Raw genomic sequence first — 15304 nt, forward strand, 5'->3', positions numbered from 1 at the left:
GTCCGCTCAGAGGGTCTGGACGGTGGCGATGCGTTCCTCGAGCTGTTCGATGGTGGCCTGGGCGCTGGGCGGCCCCCCGCACAACCGCCGCAACTCCGCGTGGATCTTGCCGTGCGGCTGGCCGGTGCGGTGGTGTCGGGCGGCCACCAACGCGTTCAGCTGACGCCTGAGGGCCACCCGACGCTGGGCGGCGCTCATCGGTGCGGGCGGCGCCGCGGAAGCCGCAGGGGCCGTCTGGGCGGGCTGGGCGGCCGTCCGGCGGCGCTGGGCGGCCAGCTGCTCGGCCTGGCGCTTGGTGAGCAGCAGCGAGACCTGGTCGGCGGTGAGCAGACCGGGCAGGCCGAGGTATTCCTCCTCCTCGGGCGTACCGGCCTGGGCGGCCGTGCCGAAGGACGCCCCGTCGAAGATCACCTGGTCCAGCTCGGCGGTGGCGGAGAGCGCCGCGAAGCGCTTCTCCAGCTCCCCGCTGGCCTGGTCGTCGCGCTGGGCGCGTTCCAGCAGGTCGTCGTCGAAACCCTCGCGGTCCTTCGGCTTGCCGAGCACGTGGTCCCGCTCGGCCTCCATCTCGCTGGCCAGCCCGAGCAGGTGCGGCACGCTGGGCAGGAAGACCGAGGCGGTCTCCCCTGGCCGGCGGGCCCGGACGAAGCGGCCGATCGCCTGGGCGAAGTAGAGCGGGGTGCTGGCGCTGGTCGCGTACACGCCCACGGCCAGTCGGGGGATGTCGACACCCTCGGAGACCATCCGGACCGCGACCAGCCAGCGCTGCTCGGAGGCCGCGAACGTCGCGATCCGCGCGGACGCGCCCTGGTCGTCGGAGAGCACCACCGCGGCCTTCTCGCCGGTGAGCTGCTCGATCAGCTTCGCGTACGCGCGGGCGACCTGCTGGTCGGTGGCGATGACCAGGCCACCGGCGTCCGGCATCCCGTTCTCGCGCAGCACGGTGAGCCGGGCGTCGGCGGCGCGGAGCACCTGCGGCATCCAGTCGCCGGCCGGGTCCAGCGCGGTACGCCAGGCCTGCGCGACGAGGTCCTGGGTCATCGGCTCACCCAGCCGGGCGGCCAGCTCGTCGCCGGCGTTGGTCCGCCACCGGGTCTCCCCCGAGTACGCCAGGAAGAGCACCGGCCGGACCACGCCGTCACGCAGCGCGTCGGAGTAGCCGTAGACGGAGTCGGCCCGGGAGCGCAGCAGCCCGTCCCCGCCCCGCTCGTAGCTGACGAACGGGATCGGGTTGTCGTCGGAGCGGAACGGCGTGCCGGTGAGCATCAGCCGGCGTACGGCGGGCTCGAAGGCGGCCTTGACCCCGTCGCCCCAGGTGCGGGAGTCGCCGGCGTGGTGGATCTCGTCGAGGATGACCAGCGTGCGCCGGGTCATGGTGCGCCGGCGGTGCACCTGCGGCGCCATTCCGACCTGGGCGTAGGTGACCACCGCGCCGTGGAAGTCGGCGGAGGAGTGCAGGTCGGCGTTGCGGAACGCCGAGTCGAGCTGGACGCCGACCCGGGCGGCCGCCTGGGCCCACTGGGTCTTCAGGTGCTCGGTCGGGGCGACCACGGTGACCGCCTCGACGGTGCCGTCGGCGAGCAGCTCGGCGGCGATCCGCAGGGCGAAGGTGGTCTTGCCGGCGCCGGGCGTGGCGACCGCGGTGAAGTCATCGGTCCGGCGGCGCAGGTATTCCACCAGCGCCTTGCGCTGCCAGGCGCGTAGAGCCGGAAACGTCTCGAGCGCCGGCGTCCGGGCTGCCACGCGAAGGCTCCTCTCCGACCGCACGAAGGCGGACCCCGGCCGAGGGCCACGGGTACCGCCGCCCATGAAAACGCCTCCGCGCAGAAGCTGCCGCGAAGGCCGACTCAGCATAACCAGCCGGGCCCCGCCGCCCCACCCGACGCCACGCCCGTCACATCCGCCACCCCCGCCCGACCCCCGACCGGACCCGGGTGCGGTGGCCGGGCCGGACGGTCAGCCCTGCGGGCCGCGTACGCCGGTGCGGGGCGGGCGCATCGCCGGCACCGGGGCGGACCAGCGCCGCCGCAACGCCACCAGCCGCAGGGCGAAGACCAGCACCGCGGCGGCGGTGAGCCAGGCGGCGTTGGCCAGACCGATGAGGTTCAGCAGTGCCACCGCGATCGAACCGGCGAGCGCGGCCACCGCGTAGATCTCCCGCCGCAGGACCACCGGGATCTCCCCGGTGAGCAGGTCGCGGCCCAGCCCGCCGCCGATCGCGGTGAGCATGCCGATCATGCAGGCGCCCACCGCGGGCACGTGCGCGTCGAGGGCCTTGAGCGTGCCGGTCACGGTGAACAGCCCGAGACCGGCCGCGTCGAGCACCAGCACGGTGGTGCGCAACCGGGCGAGCTGGGGGTGCAGCCAGAAGACCGCGGCGGCGACGGTGGCGGCGGTGACCGCGTACCGCCAGTCACCGAAGGCCAGCGGGGGCACCTCGTCGATCACCAGGTCGCGGAAGATGCCGCCGCCGAGCGCGGCGACCACACCGACGAAGACGACGCCGAAGATGTCGAGCCGTTTGGCCACCGCCGCGGAGGCCCCGGAGGCGGCGAAGACGGCCACCCCGGTGAGATCGGCGAGGAGCAGGGCGGTGGAGGTGTTCACGGCCGCAGGGTACGGGGCGGCCGATCGGGCCGCGTACGGATCAGCCGGCCCAGGAGTCGTAGATCTCCTTGCACTTGGGGCAGACCGGGGAACCCGGCTTGGCGGCCTTGGTCACCGGGAACTTCTCCCCGCAGAGCGCCTCGACGAAGGTGCCCATGACGGCGCTCTCGGCGATCTTGTCCTTGCGGACGTAGTGGAACATCTCCGGACCGGTGTCGGCGTCCTTCACCTCGGGACGCTCGAGAACCTCTGTGCTCACAGTCACACCTCCACGCTCCGACAACGTTCCAGTCTGACAGGCCCGCAGACCGGGGTCCACCGCAGGCCGTACCGCGCGGCGGGCCGTACGGTAACGGAGGTGACCAACTTTCACATCAGTCACGGCGCCGAGGTGGCCGCCGCCCTGCGCGACGGCCGGCCCGTCGTCGCCCTGGAGAGCACCATCGTCTCGCACGGCCTGCCCCGGCCGGACAACCTTCGGGTGGCCCGCGAGATCGAGCAGGCGGTACGCGCCGCCGGCGCGGTCCCGGCCACCATCGGCATGGTGGCCGGCCGGCTGGTGGTCGGCCTGGACGACGAAGAGCTGACCCGGCTGGCCACCGCCGACGGGGTGGCGAAGCTCTCCGTACGCGATCTCGCGGTGGCCGCGGCGACCGGCGCGGACGGCGCCACCACCGTGGCCGCGACCAGCGCGGTGGCCGCCGCCGCCGGGATCGGCGTCTTCGCCACCGGCGGCCTCGGCGGGGTGCACCGGGAGGCCGCGCAGACCTTCGACGAGTCCGCCGACCTGGTCACCCTGGCCCGCACGCCGATCGCGGTGGTCTGCGCCGGGGTGAAGTCGATCCTCGACGTGGGCGCCACCCTGGAGCGGCTGGAGACCCTCGGCGTCGCGGTGCTGGGCTACCGCACCCGGCGGTTCCCCGGTTTCTACCTGACCGACGCCGGCTTCGACCTGGACTGGTCGGTCGACTCCCCGGAGCAGGTGGCGGACGTGCTGGCCGCCCGCGAGCAGCAGGGCGTGCACGACGGTGGGCTGATCGTGGCCAACCCGCTCCCGGTCGACGAGCAGCTCGACCCGGCGCTGCACGACCGCACCCTGGCCGAGGGGCTGGCCCGGCTGGAACGCGACGGGGTGACCGGCAAGGCGGTGACCCCGTTCCTGCTGGCCCACTTCCACTCCGCCACCGAGGGCGCGAGCCTGGCGGTGAACGTCCGGATCATCCTGCGCAACGCCGACCTGGCCGCCCGGGTCGCGGTCGCCACGGCCCGCCGCCGGGCCGTGGCGGCATGAGCCGCGGGTCGCGGATCGTCGTCGTCGGTGACGTGATCACCGACGTGGTCGCCGTGCTCTCCGGGCCGCTGGTCGCCGGCTCGGACACGGCGGCGCGGATCCGGTTCAGCGGCGGCGGGCAGGCGGCCAACACGGCCGCCTGGATCGCCGCGCAGGGCGCCCCGGTGACCCTGGTCGGCGCGGTCGGTGACGACGAGGCCGGCCGGGAGCGGGTCGCCGAGCTGGCGCAGGCCGGCGTCGACTGCGTCGTGCAACGGCAGGAGGGTTATCCGACCGGCACGGTGATCGTGCTGACCACCGACGGTGAGCGGACCATGGCCAGCCAGCGGGGCGCGAACCTGCGGCTGGAGGGCGCGCACGTGGAGCGGGCCCTGGCCGAGGCGCCTGACGCCGCCCACCTGCACCTGTCCGCGTACACCCTGTTGGACGCCGGGTCGCGCGGCGCCGGCCTGCGGGCGTTGGCCGCGGCCCGCGTGCGGGGGCTCACCACCAGCGTCGACGCGGCGTCCGCGGCGCCGCTGCGGCGCGCGGGCGCGGCCTTCCTGACCTGGGTACGCGACGTCGACCTGCTGCTGGTCAACACGGACGAGGCGACGGTGCTGGCCGGCGGGCTGGACCCGGCGGCGCAGGCGCGGGCGTTGTCGGCGACGGCCCGGACGGTGGTGGTGAAGCGGGGCGCCGCCGGGGCGCTCTGGCTGGACCGCTCCGGCCGGCTGGTCCAGGCGCCGGCCCGGCGGGTCGCGGTGGTCGACGTCACCGGCGCCGGGGACGCCTTCGCGGCCGGGCTGCTCACCGCGTGGCTCGCCGGGGCGGACCCGCGGGCGGCGCTGGACCGGGCCGGCGACCTGGGCGCGATGGCGGTCAGCGCGGTCGGGGCCCGACCGGCGCCGTGACGTGCGGCCCGGTCAGGGCTCGGCGTCGATCACCTTGTGCGGGCGTTCCTGGGTGGTGAGGCTCATCGGCGGGGCGGTGTCCCGCCCGCGGGGCTGGAACCTGCCGGCCAGCCGGTGCTCCTCCTTGGGCGGACGGTCGTTCGCCAGCAGCACGGCCAGCCAGGGGATGAGCACCATGCCCAGGCCGCACAGCGAGAGCCAGAGCCAGAGCAGCGGCGGTCGCACGCCGACCAGGATCGCGCCGACCACCAGGCAGGCCACCCGGATGCCCATCATCAGCACGTAGCGCTTCTGCCGGCTGTTGAGCTGGTCGTCCTGGCTGCGTGAGGCGTCGGTGATCAGGATCGGCTGGTACGCCTGATGCTTCACCACGGACCTCCTCGAGGGGATTACGCTTCATCCTGTCACTCGGCACCGTTGATCGGCGAGAATCGACCCATCCGATCTGCCCGATACCGGGGTGACACCGACTACAGCGGGGACGCCGGCTGTTCGAGCGGACGTCCCCGGGCGCGCAGCCCGTCCCCGGCGGCGATCGCGGCGAGCACCACGGCGGCGAGGACCAGCACCACGGTCGGTGGCAGCCGCAGCCCCACCGGTACCAGCGCCACCAGCAGCAGCACCCCGGCCACCCGGCTGCGGGAGACCCGGCCGAAGATCTCGTACTCGAAGCGGGCCCGGGCGGCCAGGAACAGCGCCGGCCCGCCGAGCACGAAGATCGTCCAGCTCGGCGCGGTACGCCCCCACGGGTGGGCGATCACCAGCTCGTAGCCGACGCCGGTGAGCAGCACCCCGGCGACGATCACCAGGTGCGTCCAGCTCGCCGACTCGCCGAGCAGCCCCGGCCGCTCCGACGCCCGCAGCGCCTCGGCCAGCACGTGCCCGGCCCGGTGGAAGTAGATCCGCCAGAGCAGGGCGGTGGTGACGAACGACACCGTGAAGGCGGCCGCCTGGGTGGACGAGAAGTCGCCGCCGCTGAAGGTCAGCCCGGTCACCAGGATCGTCTCGCCGAGCGCGATCAGGAAGAACTGCTGGTAGCGCTCGGCCAGGTGCTCCCCCATCACCGCCCAGCCGGCGGCCCGCGCCGACCCGAGACCGGGCAGCGGCCAGCCGAGCGCCAGGCCCGCGTAGTCCAGGGCCAGGGCGAGCGTCCAGAGCACCGGCCGCGTCACCGGCACCAGGGCGCCGACCAGCCAGGGCACCGCGGCGACCGCGGACCAGAGCAGGATCCGCGCGGTGACGCTGCGGCGCGGGTGCCGGCGCAGGGCCAGGGTGAGCAGGAGCGGGCGGCCCACCTGCACCGCCAGGTAGGCCACCGCGAAGGTCACCGCCCGCTCGGCGAACGCCCGGGGCATGGCGACCGCCATCACCAGGCTGGCGAACATCGAGGCGACCACGACGAACTGGATGGCGCTGCTCTCCGGCTCGTACCGGCTGGTCACCCAGGCGGTCAGCGACCAGACCATCCAGAGCGCGAGGAAGAGCAGCACCGTCTCGGCCAGCTCGCGGAGCAGGTCCGGCCCGTGGGCCGAGACGTCGTCGATCAGCCGCTGCGAGACCCGGGTCAGCGCGAAGACGAAGACCAGGTCGAAGAAGAGCTCCAGGAAGGTGGCCCGGGGCGAGCTGATCCCGCCGCGCAGCAGCGCCGCCCCCCGCTGGTCCGTCATCACCCACCCGTCGCCGCCGTCGGGGGTGTCAACGACCGGGCGTACGGGCCGGTTGCGTCAACCCTTCGCGGCCTTCGCCTCGGCCTTGGCGGCCTGCTTGAACTCGCGGACCCGGCGCAGCGAGTCGGCGTCGGTGATGTCGGCCACCGACCGGTGCGCGTCCGGGTCGCCGTACGCGCCGGCGGCCTCCCGCCAGCCGTCGGGACGTACGTCGTAGCGCTTGCCGAGCAGGGCGACGAAGATCTGCGCCTTCTGCCTGCCGAAGCCGGGCAGCTCGCCGACCCGGCGCAGCAGCTCCCGTCCGTCGGGCACGTCCGCCCAGAGGGCGGCGGCGTCGCCGTCGTACCGGTCGACCAGCACCCGGCACATCTCCTGCACCCGGGCCGCCATCGCCTTGGGGAAGCGGTGCAGCGCGGGCGGCCGGGCGAAGACCTCGACCAGCGCCTCCGGGTCGTACCCGGCCAGCTCGCGGGCGTCCGGGTCGTGGCCCAGCCGCTGACCGAGCACGTACGGCGAGGAGAACGCCTTCTCCATCGGGATTTGTTGATCAAGAAGCATGCCGGTGAGCAGGGCCAGCGGGCTGCGCTCCAGCAGCCGGTTGGCCTCGGGGTCGATGGGCAGCGAGAGCGTCATGCCGTCCATCCTGCCCGGCGGCACGGGCCGGTCCGGGGCGACTCCCCGGACGCCCGCCGCGGCTTTCGAAGTGAGGTTAGGCTGTGCTAACTTCCCTGCCGAGGCGGTCGACCGGGGCCGCCCGAGGCGGCGCCGACCCGGGCCGCCCGCGCCGGACAAGAGGGAGCCCGCCGTGCCCGTCCCCGCCCGCAGGTCCACCGCGACGCTGCTCGCCGCCGGACTGCTCTCCGTCGGCCTGGTCGCCTGCGGCTCCGGCGAGTCCGAGGACGCGGACCCCGGCAAGCCCGGCGACAAGATCCTCACCATCTACAGTGGCCGCAACGAGCAGCTGGTCAAGCCGCTGCTCGACCGGTTCAGCCAGCAGAGCGGCATCACCGTCAGGACCCGGTACGCCACCACCGCCCAGCTCGCCGCGCAGCTGGTGGAGGAGGGCGACCGCTCCCCCGCCGACGCGTTCTTCGCCCAGGACGCCGGCGCGCTGGGCGCCGTCAGCAAGCGGAAGATGTTCGCCGCCCTGCCGGCCGACGCCGTGCAGAAGGTGCCGCAGACCTACCGCTCCCGCGGCGGCGAGTGGGTCGGCGTGAGCGCCCGCTCCCGGGTGCTGGCGTACAACGCCGACGTCGTGCCCGCCGCCGAGCTGCCGACGTCGGTCTTCGAGCTGACCGACCCGAAGTGGAAGGGCCGGATCGGGGTCGCCCCGACCAACGCCTCCTTCCAGGCCTTCGTCACCGCGATCAAGGTGCAGCACGGCGAGGCGAGGGCCAAGGAGTTCCTGGCCGGCCTGGCCGCCAACGAGCCGCAGATCCGGGAGAACAACGTCAAGATCGTCGAGGACGTGAACGCCGGCGCCATCCCGGTCGGCCTGGTCAACCACTACTACATCGGCGAGGTCGCCAAGGAGCAGGGCAGCACGCCCGAGGCCCTCAAGGCCAAGCTGCACTTCTTCCCGGGCGGGGACACCGGCGCGCTGGTCAACGTCGCCGGCGTGGGCGTGCTCAAGCGCTCCGCACAGGACCCGGACACCAGGGCGTTCGTGGACTTCCTGCTCAACCCCGAGTCGCAGCGGTACTTCGCCGAACAGACCTTCGAGTACCCCGTCGTCGCCGGGGTCACCGGCCCGGCCGGCGTACCCCCGCTGGCCGACCTGGACAGCCCGGACATCGACCTCAACGACCTGGACACCCTGGACGCCACGATCGCCCTGATCAAGGACTCGGGCCTGGTCCCCTGACCATGACCGCCACCACCACCGGCGTCGGGCCGGCCCGCACCGGGCCGGCCCGCTCGGGCGTACCCGCGGGACTGCGCCGGCTGGCGCCGCGCCCGGCGCTGCTCGCGGCCTCGACCGCCGCGGTCGCCGTCGCCCTGGTCCCCCTGGTCTACCTCGGGGTACGCACCGCCGAGGCCGGCGCCGACCGGATCGCCGCCGAGCTGTGGACCTCGCGGGTCGGCCTGCTCGCCCTGCGCAGCCTCGCCCTGGCGGCCGTGGTGACCGCCGCCTGCGTGCTGATCGGGGTAGGCGCGGCCTGGCTGGTCACCCGCACCGACCTGCCCGGCCGGCGGCTGTTCGCGGTGCTCGCCGCGCTGCCCCTGGCCGTGCCCACCTACATCGCCGCGTTCGCCTGGGTCTCCACGGTGGACCGGCTGGAGGGCTTCTGGCCGGCGGCGCTGGTGCTCACCCTCTGCTCCTACCCGTACGTCTTCCTGCCGGTGGCCGCCGCGCTGCACGGCGCGGACCCCGCCCAGGAGGAGGTCTCCCGCTCGCTGGGCCGGGGCGGCTGGCGCACCTTCACCGACGTGACCCTGCGCCAGATCCGGCCGGCCACCGCCGCCGGGGCCCTGCTGGTCGCCCTCTACGTGCTCTCCGACTTCGGCGCGGTCTCCATCCTGCGCGCCGACACCTTCACCCGGGCCATCTTCATCGCCTTCGACCTGGGCTTCGACCGGACCGGCGCGCTGGTGCTCTCCTGCGTCCTGGTGGCGCTGACCGTGCTGCTGCTGGGCGGCGAGACGCTCACCCGCCGCCGCGGCGCCCGGTACGCCCGGCTCGGCGGCGCCCGTCGGCCACCGCTGCGGCTGCGCCTCGGCGCGGCCCGCTGGCCGGCCCTGGCGGCCCTGGTCGGCGTCGCCGCGCTGGCGCTGGGCGTGCCCGCGGTGAGCCTGGCCCGCCGGCTCGCCGCCGGGGTGTCCCGGCCCGGCGCACTGACCGAGGTGCTCGCCGCGGCCGGCAACTCGCTGACCTTCTCGCTGGCCGGCGCGGCGCTGACCATGCTGCTCGCGCTGCCCCTGGGGCTGCTCACCGCACGCGCGCCCGGCCCGCTGGCCACCGCGCTGGACCGGCTCGCCTACCTCGCCCACGCGCTGCCCGGCGTGGTGATCGGACTGTCGCTGATCTTCTTCGGGATCACCGTGGCGTACCCGCTCTACCAGACCCGGTGGCTGTTGGCGCTGGCGTACGCGACCCTCTTCCTGCCGCTGGCCGTCGGCGCGGTGGCCGGCGCGGCCGGCCAGGCGCCACCCGGGCTGGAGGAGGTGGCCCGGTCGCTGGGCCGGGGGCCGTGGACGGTGCTGCGCACGGTCACCCTGCCGCTCACCCTGCCCGGCATCGGCGCGGGCGCGGCGCTGGTCTTCCTGACCGGCATGAAGGAGCTCCCGGCCACGCTGCTGCTCCGCCCGACCGGCACCGACACCCTCGCCACCGAGCTGTGGACGAACACCGCGGTCGGCGCGTACGCCGCGGCGGCCCCGTACGCGGCCCTGCTGGTGGCCATCTCGGCGGTGCCGACCTGGCTGCTGGTGGCCCGCAGCGGCCTGCTGGAGAAGGAGGATCGCCGATGAGCGAGGTGGGGCTGACCGGCGTGGTCAAGCGCTACGGCGCGGTCACCGCGCTGGCCGGGGTGGACCTGACCGTCCCGGCCGGCGCGCTGACCGCCGTGCTGGGCCCGTCCGGCTGCGGCAAGACCACCCTGCTGCGCTGCCTGGCCGGCTTCGAACGGCTCGACGCCGGGGAGATCCGGGTGGACGGCCGTACGGTGGCCGGTGGTGGCCGCCACGTTCCGGCGCACCGGCGGCGGATCGCCGTGGTGCCCCAGGAGGGTGCGCTCTTCCCGCACCTGAGCGTCGCCGCGAACGTCGGGTACGGGCTGGACCGGTCGGCCCGGCGCGGCGAGCGGGTCGACGAGGTGCTCGCCCTGGTCGGGCTCGCCGGCTACGGCGACCGGATGCCGCACCAGCTCTCCGGTGGGCAGCAGCAGCGGGTCGCGGTGGCCCGGGCGCTGGCACCCCGGCCGTCGCTGGTGCTGCTCGACGAGCCGTTCAGCGCCCTCGACGCGGGGCTGCGGGCCGGGCTGCGGCACGACATCCGGGCGGCGCTGCGCGCCGACGGGGCGACCGGGGTGCTGGTCACCCACGACCAGGGTGAGGCGCTCTCGGTGGCCGACCGGGTGGTGGTGCTGCGTACCGGCCGGGTCGTGCAGGCCGGCACGCCGAGCGAGGTCTACCGGGAACCGGCCGACCCGTGGGTGGCCGGCTTCGTCGGCGAGGCCGTGCTGCTGCCCGCCGTGGCCGAGGCCGGCCGGGCGGCGACGCCGCTGGGCCTGCTGCCGATCGCCGGCGGCGTGCCGGACGGCCCGGTCACCGTGCTGGTCCGGCCCGAGCAGGTACGCGTCGTCCCCGGCGGCTCGTCCGGCGCGGTCGCCGCCACGGTGCTGCGGCACGACTTCCACGGCCACGACGCGCTGGTCGCGCTGCGGCTGGCGGACGGCACCCGGGTCACCGCCCGGGTGTGGGACCCGGGGGAACCGGTGCCGGTGGGCGTCGAGGTCGCGGTCGCGGTGGCCGGGGCGGCCCGGGCCTGGCCAGCGCAGCCGAGCGGCGCCCCGGTCCCCGCCGTCATGATCGGCTGACCACGGTTCGAGACATCGGCGTTGCGGGGAGGCGCATGCGCCTCGCGGACCAAGGGGTCCGAACCCGATAGTCTCGGGACGTCGTCGAAGAGAGGTGGGCCGTGCCGAGTCTGGAGAGGCCTCGCGTCGAGTACCGCACGCCGGAGGACCTGGTCAGGGACGTCACGGCTGGGCTGATCCGCATTCCGCCGTTCCAGCGCTCCTTCAAGTGGGAGGCAGCCGACATCGTACGGCTCTTCGACAGCCTGCTGCGTGGCTTCCCGATCGGTAACCTGCTCCTGTGGCGCCGGCCGGCCCCGGCCCAAACTCTCCAGGTCGGCCCGCTGGCGGTGGAGGCACCCGAGACGGCCGGCGCGCTCTGGGTGGTCGACGGTCAGCAGCGCATCGTCTCCCTGGTGGGTGCACTCACGCTTGCCGACCGGTCGGTGGACCCCCGCTTCCGGGTTCACCTGGATCTCGACACCGGCGAGTTCCACACCACCGGCGGCCGTCAGCGGCCCCCGAGAGCGTGGGTTCCGGTCAGCTTCCTGCTGGACACCGCCATCCTGCTGAGGTGGATGCGAGACAATTCCGACTGGCTGACAGAGGATCAGCTCGCGCTCGCCGACCAGGCCGCCAAGGCCATCCGCGAATACCAGATCCCCACGTACGTCGTGCACTCGGCGGACGAAGCAGCCCTGCTGGAAATCTTCACCCGGATGAACACGACCGGGAAACGGCTGACCAAGTCGGAGGTCTTCCAGGCGCTGCACACAGGAGCGGTTGGCGACGAGCTGACCAATCTCCACGGCCTCGGTCAGGTCCCGGCCGCAGTCGGCTTCGGCGCGCTGGACGATCGACTCGCCCTACGGTGTGTGTTGGCCTACCGAGGTGGCGACATATTCCGGGAGGACTTCCGACAGGAGTTCGGCCCACAGGACGACCCGAACGAGACTCTGCGCGAGGTGGCTGCCCGCCTGCGCGAAGCGGTCGACTTCCTGCGCGGGGAGTGCGGCATCCCGCACATCAAGCTCCTGCCGTACTCGCACGTCCTGCCGATTCTGGTGAGGTTCATCCGTCTGCACGGAGTGCCGACGGGGCGGGCTGCCAGACTGCTCCGCCGCTGGGTGTGGCGTAGCGCGGTGGCCGGCACCCGAGCCCGGGGAGTGAGCGTCGCCGACGTCCGGAACCAGGTGGACGCGGTGGACGTAGCTGATCCGTTGATGGCGGCGGTGAATCTTCTCACCAGGGTGCAGTCCTTCCCCGACTTCACCGCCGAACTTGACAAGGTCCACTTCAACCACGCCATGGCCAAGCTCAACACGCTGGGTCTGCTCTCCGCCGAGCCCCGTGACGTGACCAGCGGCAACCTCATCGACATCGGTCGGATCCTGGAACAGGGCAGCCCACTGCGGCCGCTTCTGCGGGAGGACGGCTCCACCGGCGTCGACAGTACGATTGCGAACCGCTTCGTTCTTCCGCCCGGCGAACGGATCTCACCGGCCGTCCTCGCAGCAGCGTCAGCAGAGGTCGCGGCCAGCCACCTGCTGAGCGAAGCGGCCCAGGAGGAACTCGGCGGCGGAAATGTGCCCACGTTCCTCCTTCTCCGGGCGGAAGACTGCAGCCGGGTCATCACCGATCACGTGAATCGGATGGCCGAGTGGGGTGCCCGGGACGGGCGTGCGGTCTCCGACATCCTCCGGTCGGCGGCCTGACATGCCGCCTGCTGTGGTGGCAGAGGTTCGACTGCAACGCCGCAGGGTCGGCGAGTTGCGCTTCGTACAGGGCGGCTCGGAGTTCCGGTACGACGACGACCTGTCCTCGCCGGACCATCTCGTCCTCGGGCAGGTCTTCGAGGACGACCCCCGCGCGGTGCGGCGGGCCCGTGTCGGCCTGCCCGCCTGGTTCGGCAACCTCCTGCCCGAGGGTGCTCTGCGCCGTCAGATCATCCGTGAGCTGGGCGGAGGGAACGTTGGGGACTTCACCCTGCTACTCAGGGTCGGAGGCAACCTGCCAGGTGCGGTGACCGTCCACGCGGATGTCGAACCCCAAGACGATCTCCTTCCTCCCGACCACGAAGCGGATGTGGAGCACCCGCTTCGACACTCGCTGGCCGGTGTTCAGCTCAAGTACTCGGTCTCTGCGGACCGTCTCGCCATTCCGGTGAGCGGCAACGGCGGCTGGTGGATCGTCAAGCTGCCGGACCGGGCCCTTCGTGACCTGCCCTGCAACGAGTACCTGACCATGCGCTGGCTCGCTGCTGCGGGCTATCCGGTACCAGACGTGCATCTGGTGCGGGCGGACGCCGTGAAGGGACTACCCGACGGCCTGGTCGCTCCCGACGAGCGGGTCTACCTCATCCAGCGATTTGACCGTACCGCTGCTGGCCCGGTCCATGTCGAGGACTTCGCCCAGATCGCGGACGTCGACCCGCGGTTCAAGTACAGCGAGTCGGGCGCCACCTACGACTCGCTCGCGGCGGCCGTTCGTGAGCTGACCGACGATGACGGCTACCACGACTTTGTCCGCCGGCTCGTCGCGATGCTGCTGGTCGGCAACACCGACGCGCACCTCAAGAACTGGGCGGTCAGGTACCCAGATGGGCGCACCCCTCAACTGGCCCCGGTCTACGACTTCCACTCGCTGTCCTTCTATTCGTCCTACCGCTGGTCGCCGCTGGCGCTCAGCCTCGGCGGCGAAACGGTTCCGTCCGCCGTCACGCGGGATCACTTCCGCAGACTGGCGGAGCAGGCCGGCGCCGATCCAGATGGCACGGCGGAGGTGGTCGCCGAAGCCGCCAGCCGGCTCCGCGAGGCTTGGAACCTGACGGTGGGCACGGAAGCACGGGATCTCTTCGGCCCCCTGGCCGATCACTACACGACGCGACTCGACACGCTTGCCATCTGCCAGGCGGTCGACTGACCCCGACCGCACGCTCCACGCGGAGTGGCCCGGTGGCGGCGGGAGCCGTCCACCAGGCCACCTTTGAGGCGTCGGATCAGCTGACGAAGAGCAGCCGGTTCGGCGAGCCGGTGCCGGGGCTGGTCACCACGCCGGTGGTGGCCTTGCTGGTCAGCGTGCTCGCCACCTGCGACGGGGTGTAGCCCGGGTTGGCCGACAACACCAGCGCGGCGGCGCCGGCCACGTGCGGGCTGGCCATCGAGGTGCCGCTGATGGTGTTGGTGGCGGTGTCGCCGGTGTTCCAGTCCGACCTGATCGACGAGCCCGGCGCGAAGAGGTCCAGGCAGGAGCCGTAGTTGGAGTACGAGGCGCGGGCGTCGGTGCTGGTGGTGGCGCCGACGGTGAGCGCCGAGGCGACCCGCGACGGCGAGGAGTTGCAGGCGTTGGCGCTGGAGTTGCCGGCGGCCACCGCGTACGTCACGCCGGAGGCGATCGAGTTGGCGACCGCGTTGTCCAGCGAGGTGCTGGCCCCGCCGCCGAGGCTCATGTTCGCCACGGCCGGCTTGACCGCGTTGGCGGTCACCCAGTTGACGCCGCTGATCACGCCGGTGGTGCTGCCGCTGCCGGAGCAGTTGAGCACCTTGACCGCGATCAGCCGGACGCTCTTGGCCACCCCGTAGGACGCGCCGCCGACGGTGCCGGCGACGTGGGTGCCGTGGCCGTTGCAGTCGGTGTTGTTGGTGTCGACCGTGTTGGTGCCCCAGCTGGCCCGGCCGCCGAAGTCGCTGTGGGTGGTCCGGATGCCGGTGTCGATGATGTACGCCCGCACGTTCGAGGCGGTGTTCGGGTAGGTGTACGAGCTGTTCAGCGGCAGGCTGCGCTGGTCGATCCGGTCCAGCCCCCAGGACGGCGGGTTGGTCTGGGTGGCCTGGACGGTCAGCACCTGGTCCTGCTCGACGTACGCGACGGCGGGGTCGGCGGCCAGTCGCCGCGCCTGCCCGGCGGACATCTTCGCGGCGAACCCGGTGAGGGCGGCGCTGTACGTCTCGGCGACGCTGCCGCCGTACCGCCGGGTCAGCGCGGCGGCGCGGTCCGGCACGGCGGTGCGGGCGGTGAGGCTGTTGACGGAGCCGACCGCGTCGCTCTTGAGGACGACCAGGTAGCTCCCGCCGATGGCGCCCGGGGCGCCGGCGCCGCGGATCTCCCCGGTGGGAGCGGCCAGGGCGGGCGTGGAGGTGGCGGCGGACACGGCGGCCGCCGCGGCGGCCAGGGCGATCGCGCGGATCACACGGCGTCGGGGTACGGGCACAACGGACATCGGCTGACCTCCTACCGGGGCACCCGGACGGACTCGTGGCCACCGGGGCTCCTGTCACGAACGTTGCCGCAGACTCTAGGCAACAATCGATGAACATAAAAGAGATGTAGGTC

General features: G+C 73.4%; 14 protein-coding genes. 7 read left to right on the forward strand and 7 right to left on the reverse strand.

Annotated features, from left to right (window positions below; all coding sequences use genetic code 11):
- Positions 1 to 6 precede the first annotated feature (6 nt).
- The 3 genes from GA0070564_RS22785 to GA0070564_RS22795 all read right to left on the reverse strand — a co-directional run bounded on the left by GA0070564_RS22785 (position 7) and on the right by GA0070564_RS22795 (position 2869).
- Positions 7 to 1740: a DEAD/DEAH box helicase gene (locus GA0070564_RS22785; protein WP_091612349.1), complete on the reverse strand. Its 1734-nt coding sequence runs from the start codon at positions 1738 to 1740 to the stop codon at positions 7 to 9.
- Between the two features lie 213 nt (positions 1741 to 1953).
- Positions 1954 to 2604 (reverse strand): trimeric intracellular cation channel family protein, encoded by a 651-nt coding sequence (locus tag GA0070564_RS22790; protein ID WP_091612353.1) that lies wholly within the window; start codon positions 2602 to 2604, stop codon positions 1954 to 1956.
- A gap of 40 nt (positions 2605 to 2644) precedes the next feature.
- Entirely contained in the window at positions 2645 to 2869 is a 225-nt protein-coding gene (locus GA0070564_RS22795) for a DUF3039 domain-containing protein (protein WP_176730797.1), read from the reverse strand.
- Between the two features lie 93 nt (positions 2870 to 2962).
- Here GA0070564_RS22795 and GA0070564_RS22800 point away from each other — a divergent pair, with 93 nt between their 5' ends.
- Both GA0070564_RS22800 and GA0070564_RS22805 read left to right on the forward strand, forming a co-directional pair.
- Complete coding sequence (locus GA0070564_RS22800; RefSeq protein WP_091612363.1) at positions 2963 to 3895, forward strand: pseudouridine-5'-phosphate glycosidase; 933 nt, start codon at positions 2963 to 2965, stop codon at positions 3893 to 3895.
- A complete protein-coding gene (locus GA0070564_RS22805) occupies positions 3892 to 4788 on the forward strand; it encodes a carbohydrate kinase family protein (protein ID WP_091612369.1) in 897 nt (298 codons plus the stop codon). Before GA0070564_RS22800 ends, GA0070564_RS22805 begins: the two co-directional genes overlap by 4 nt.
- 12 nt (positions 4789 to 4800) lie before the next feature.
- On the opposite strand, the gene GA0070564_RS22810 is transcribed toward GA0070564_RS22805, so the two are convergent.
- The 3 genes from GA0070564_RS22810 to GA0070564_RS22820 form a co-directional block, all read right to left on the reverse strand.
- A complete protein-coding gene (locus tag GA0070564_RS22810) occupies positions 4801 to 5157 on the reverse strand; it encodes a DUF3099 domain-containing protein (protein ID WP_091612828.1) in 357 nt (118 codons plus the stop codon).
- 101 nt (positions 5158 to 5258) lie between these two features.
- On the reverse strand, positions 5259 to 6455 hold the full coding sequence (locus GA0070564_RS22815) for a low temperature requirement protein A (protein WP_091612372.1): 1197 nt from the start codon (positions 6453 to 6455) through the stop codon (positions 5259 to 5261).
- Positions 6456 to 6512: 57 nt separating this feature from the next.
- Positions 6513 to 7097, reverse strand: coding sequence for an HhH-GPD-type base excision DNA repair protein (locus GA0070564_RS22820; protein WP_091612832.1), 585 nt, complete (start codon positions 7095 to 7097; stop codon positions 6513 to 6515).
- Between the two features lie 163 nt (positions 7098 to 7260).
- Between GA0070564_RS22820 and GA0070564_RS22825 the strand changes: the two genes are divergently transcribed.
- The 5 genes from GA0070564_RS22825 to GA0070564_RS22845 all read left to right on the forward strand — a co-directional run bounded on the left by GA0070564_RS22825 (position 7261) and on the right by GA0070564_RS22845 (position 13894).
- On the forward strand, positions 7261 to 8319 hold the full coding sequence (locus GA0070564_RS22825; RefSeq protein WP_245670160.1) for an iron ABC transporter substrate-binding protein: 1059 nt from the start codon (positions 7261 to 7263) through the stop codon (positions 8317 to 8319).
- A 71-nt stretch (positions 8320 to 8390) separates the two neighbouring features.
- Positions 8391 to 9926 (forward strand): ABC transporter permease, encoded by a 1536-nt coding sequence (locus tag GA0070564_RS22830; RefSeq protein ID WP_091612836.1) that lies wholly within the window; start codon positions 8391 to 8393, stop codon positions 9924 to 9926.
- Positions 9923 to 10993, forward strand: a complete 1071-nt coding sequence (locus tag GA0070564_RS22835; RefSeq protein ID WP_091612380.1) for an ABC transporter ATP-binding protein — start codon at positions 9923 to 9925, stop codon at positions 10991 to 10993. The genes GA0070564_RS22830 and GA0070564_RS22835 overlap by 4 nt, the downstream gene beginning before the upstream one ends.
- Before the next feature lie 101 nt (positions 10994 to 11094).
- On the forward strand, positions 11095 to 12687 hold the full coding sequence (locus GA0070564_RS22840) for a DUF262 domain-containing protein (protein ID WP_091612384.1): 1593 nt from the start codon (positions 11095 to 11097) through the stop codon (positions 12685 to 12687).
- Between the two features lies 1 nt (position 12688).
- A complete protein-coding gene (locus tag GA0070564_RS22845) occupies positions 12689 to 13894 on the forward strand; it encodes a type II toxin-antitoxin system HipA family toxin (protein ID WP_091612387.1) in 1206 nt (401 codons plus the stop codon).
- A gap of 76 nt (positions 13895 to 13970) precedes the next feature.
- Here the strand turns inward: GA0070564_RS22845 and GA0070564_RS22850 are convergent, their stop codons facing one another.
- Complete coding sequence (locus GA0070564_RS22850) at positions 13971 to 15191, reverse strand: S8 family peptidase (RefSeq protein ID WP_091612394.1); 1221 nt, start codon at positions 15189 to 15191, stop codon at positions 13971 to 13973.
- Between the last annotated feature and the right edge of the window lie 113 nt (positions 15192 to 15304).

It is taken from the genome of Micromonospora mirobrigensis (assembly GCF_900091555.1).
Lineage (GTDB): Bacteria > Actinomycetota > Actinomycetes > Mycobacteriales > Micromonosporaceae > Micromonospora > Micromonospora mirobrigensis.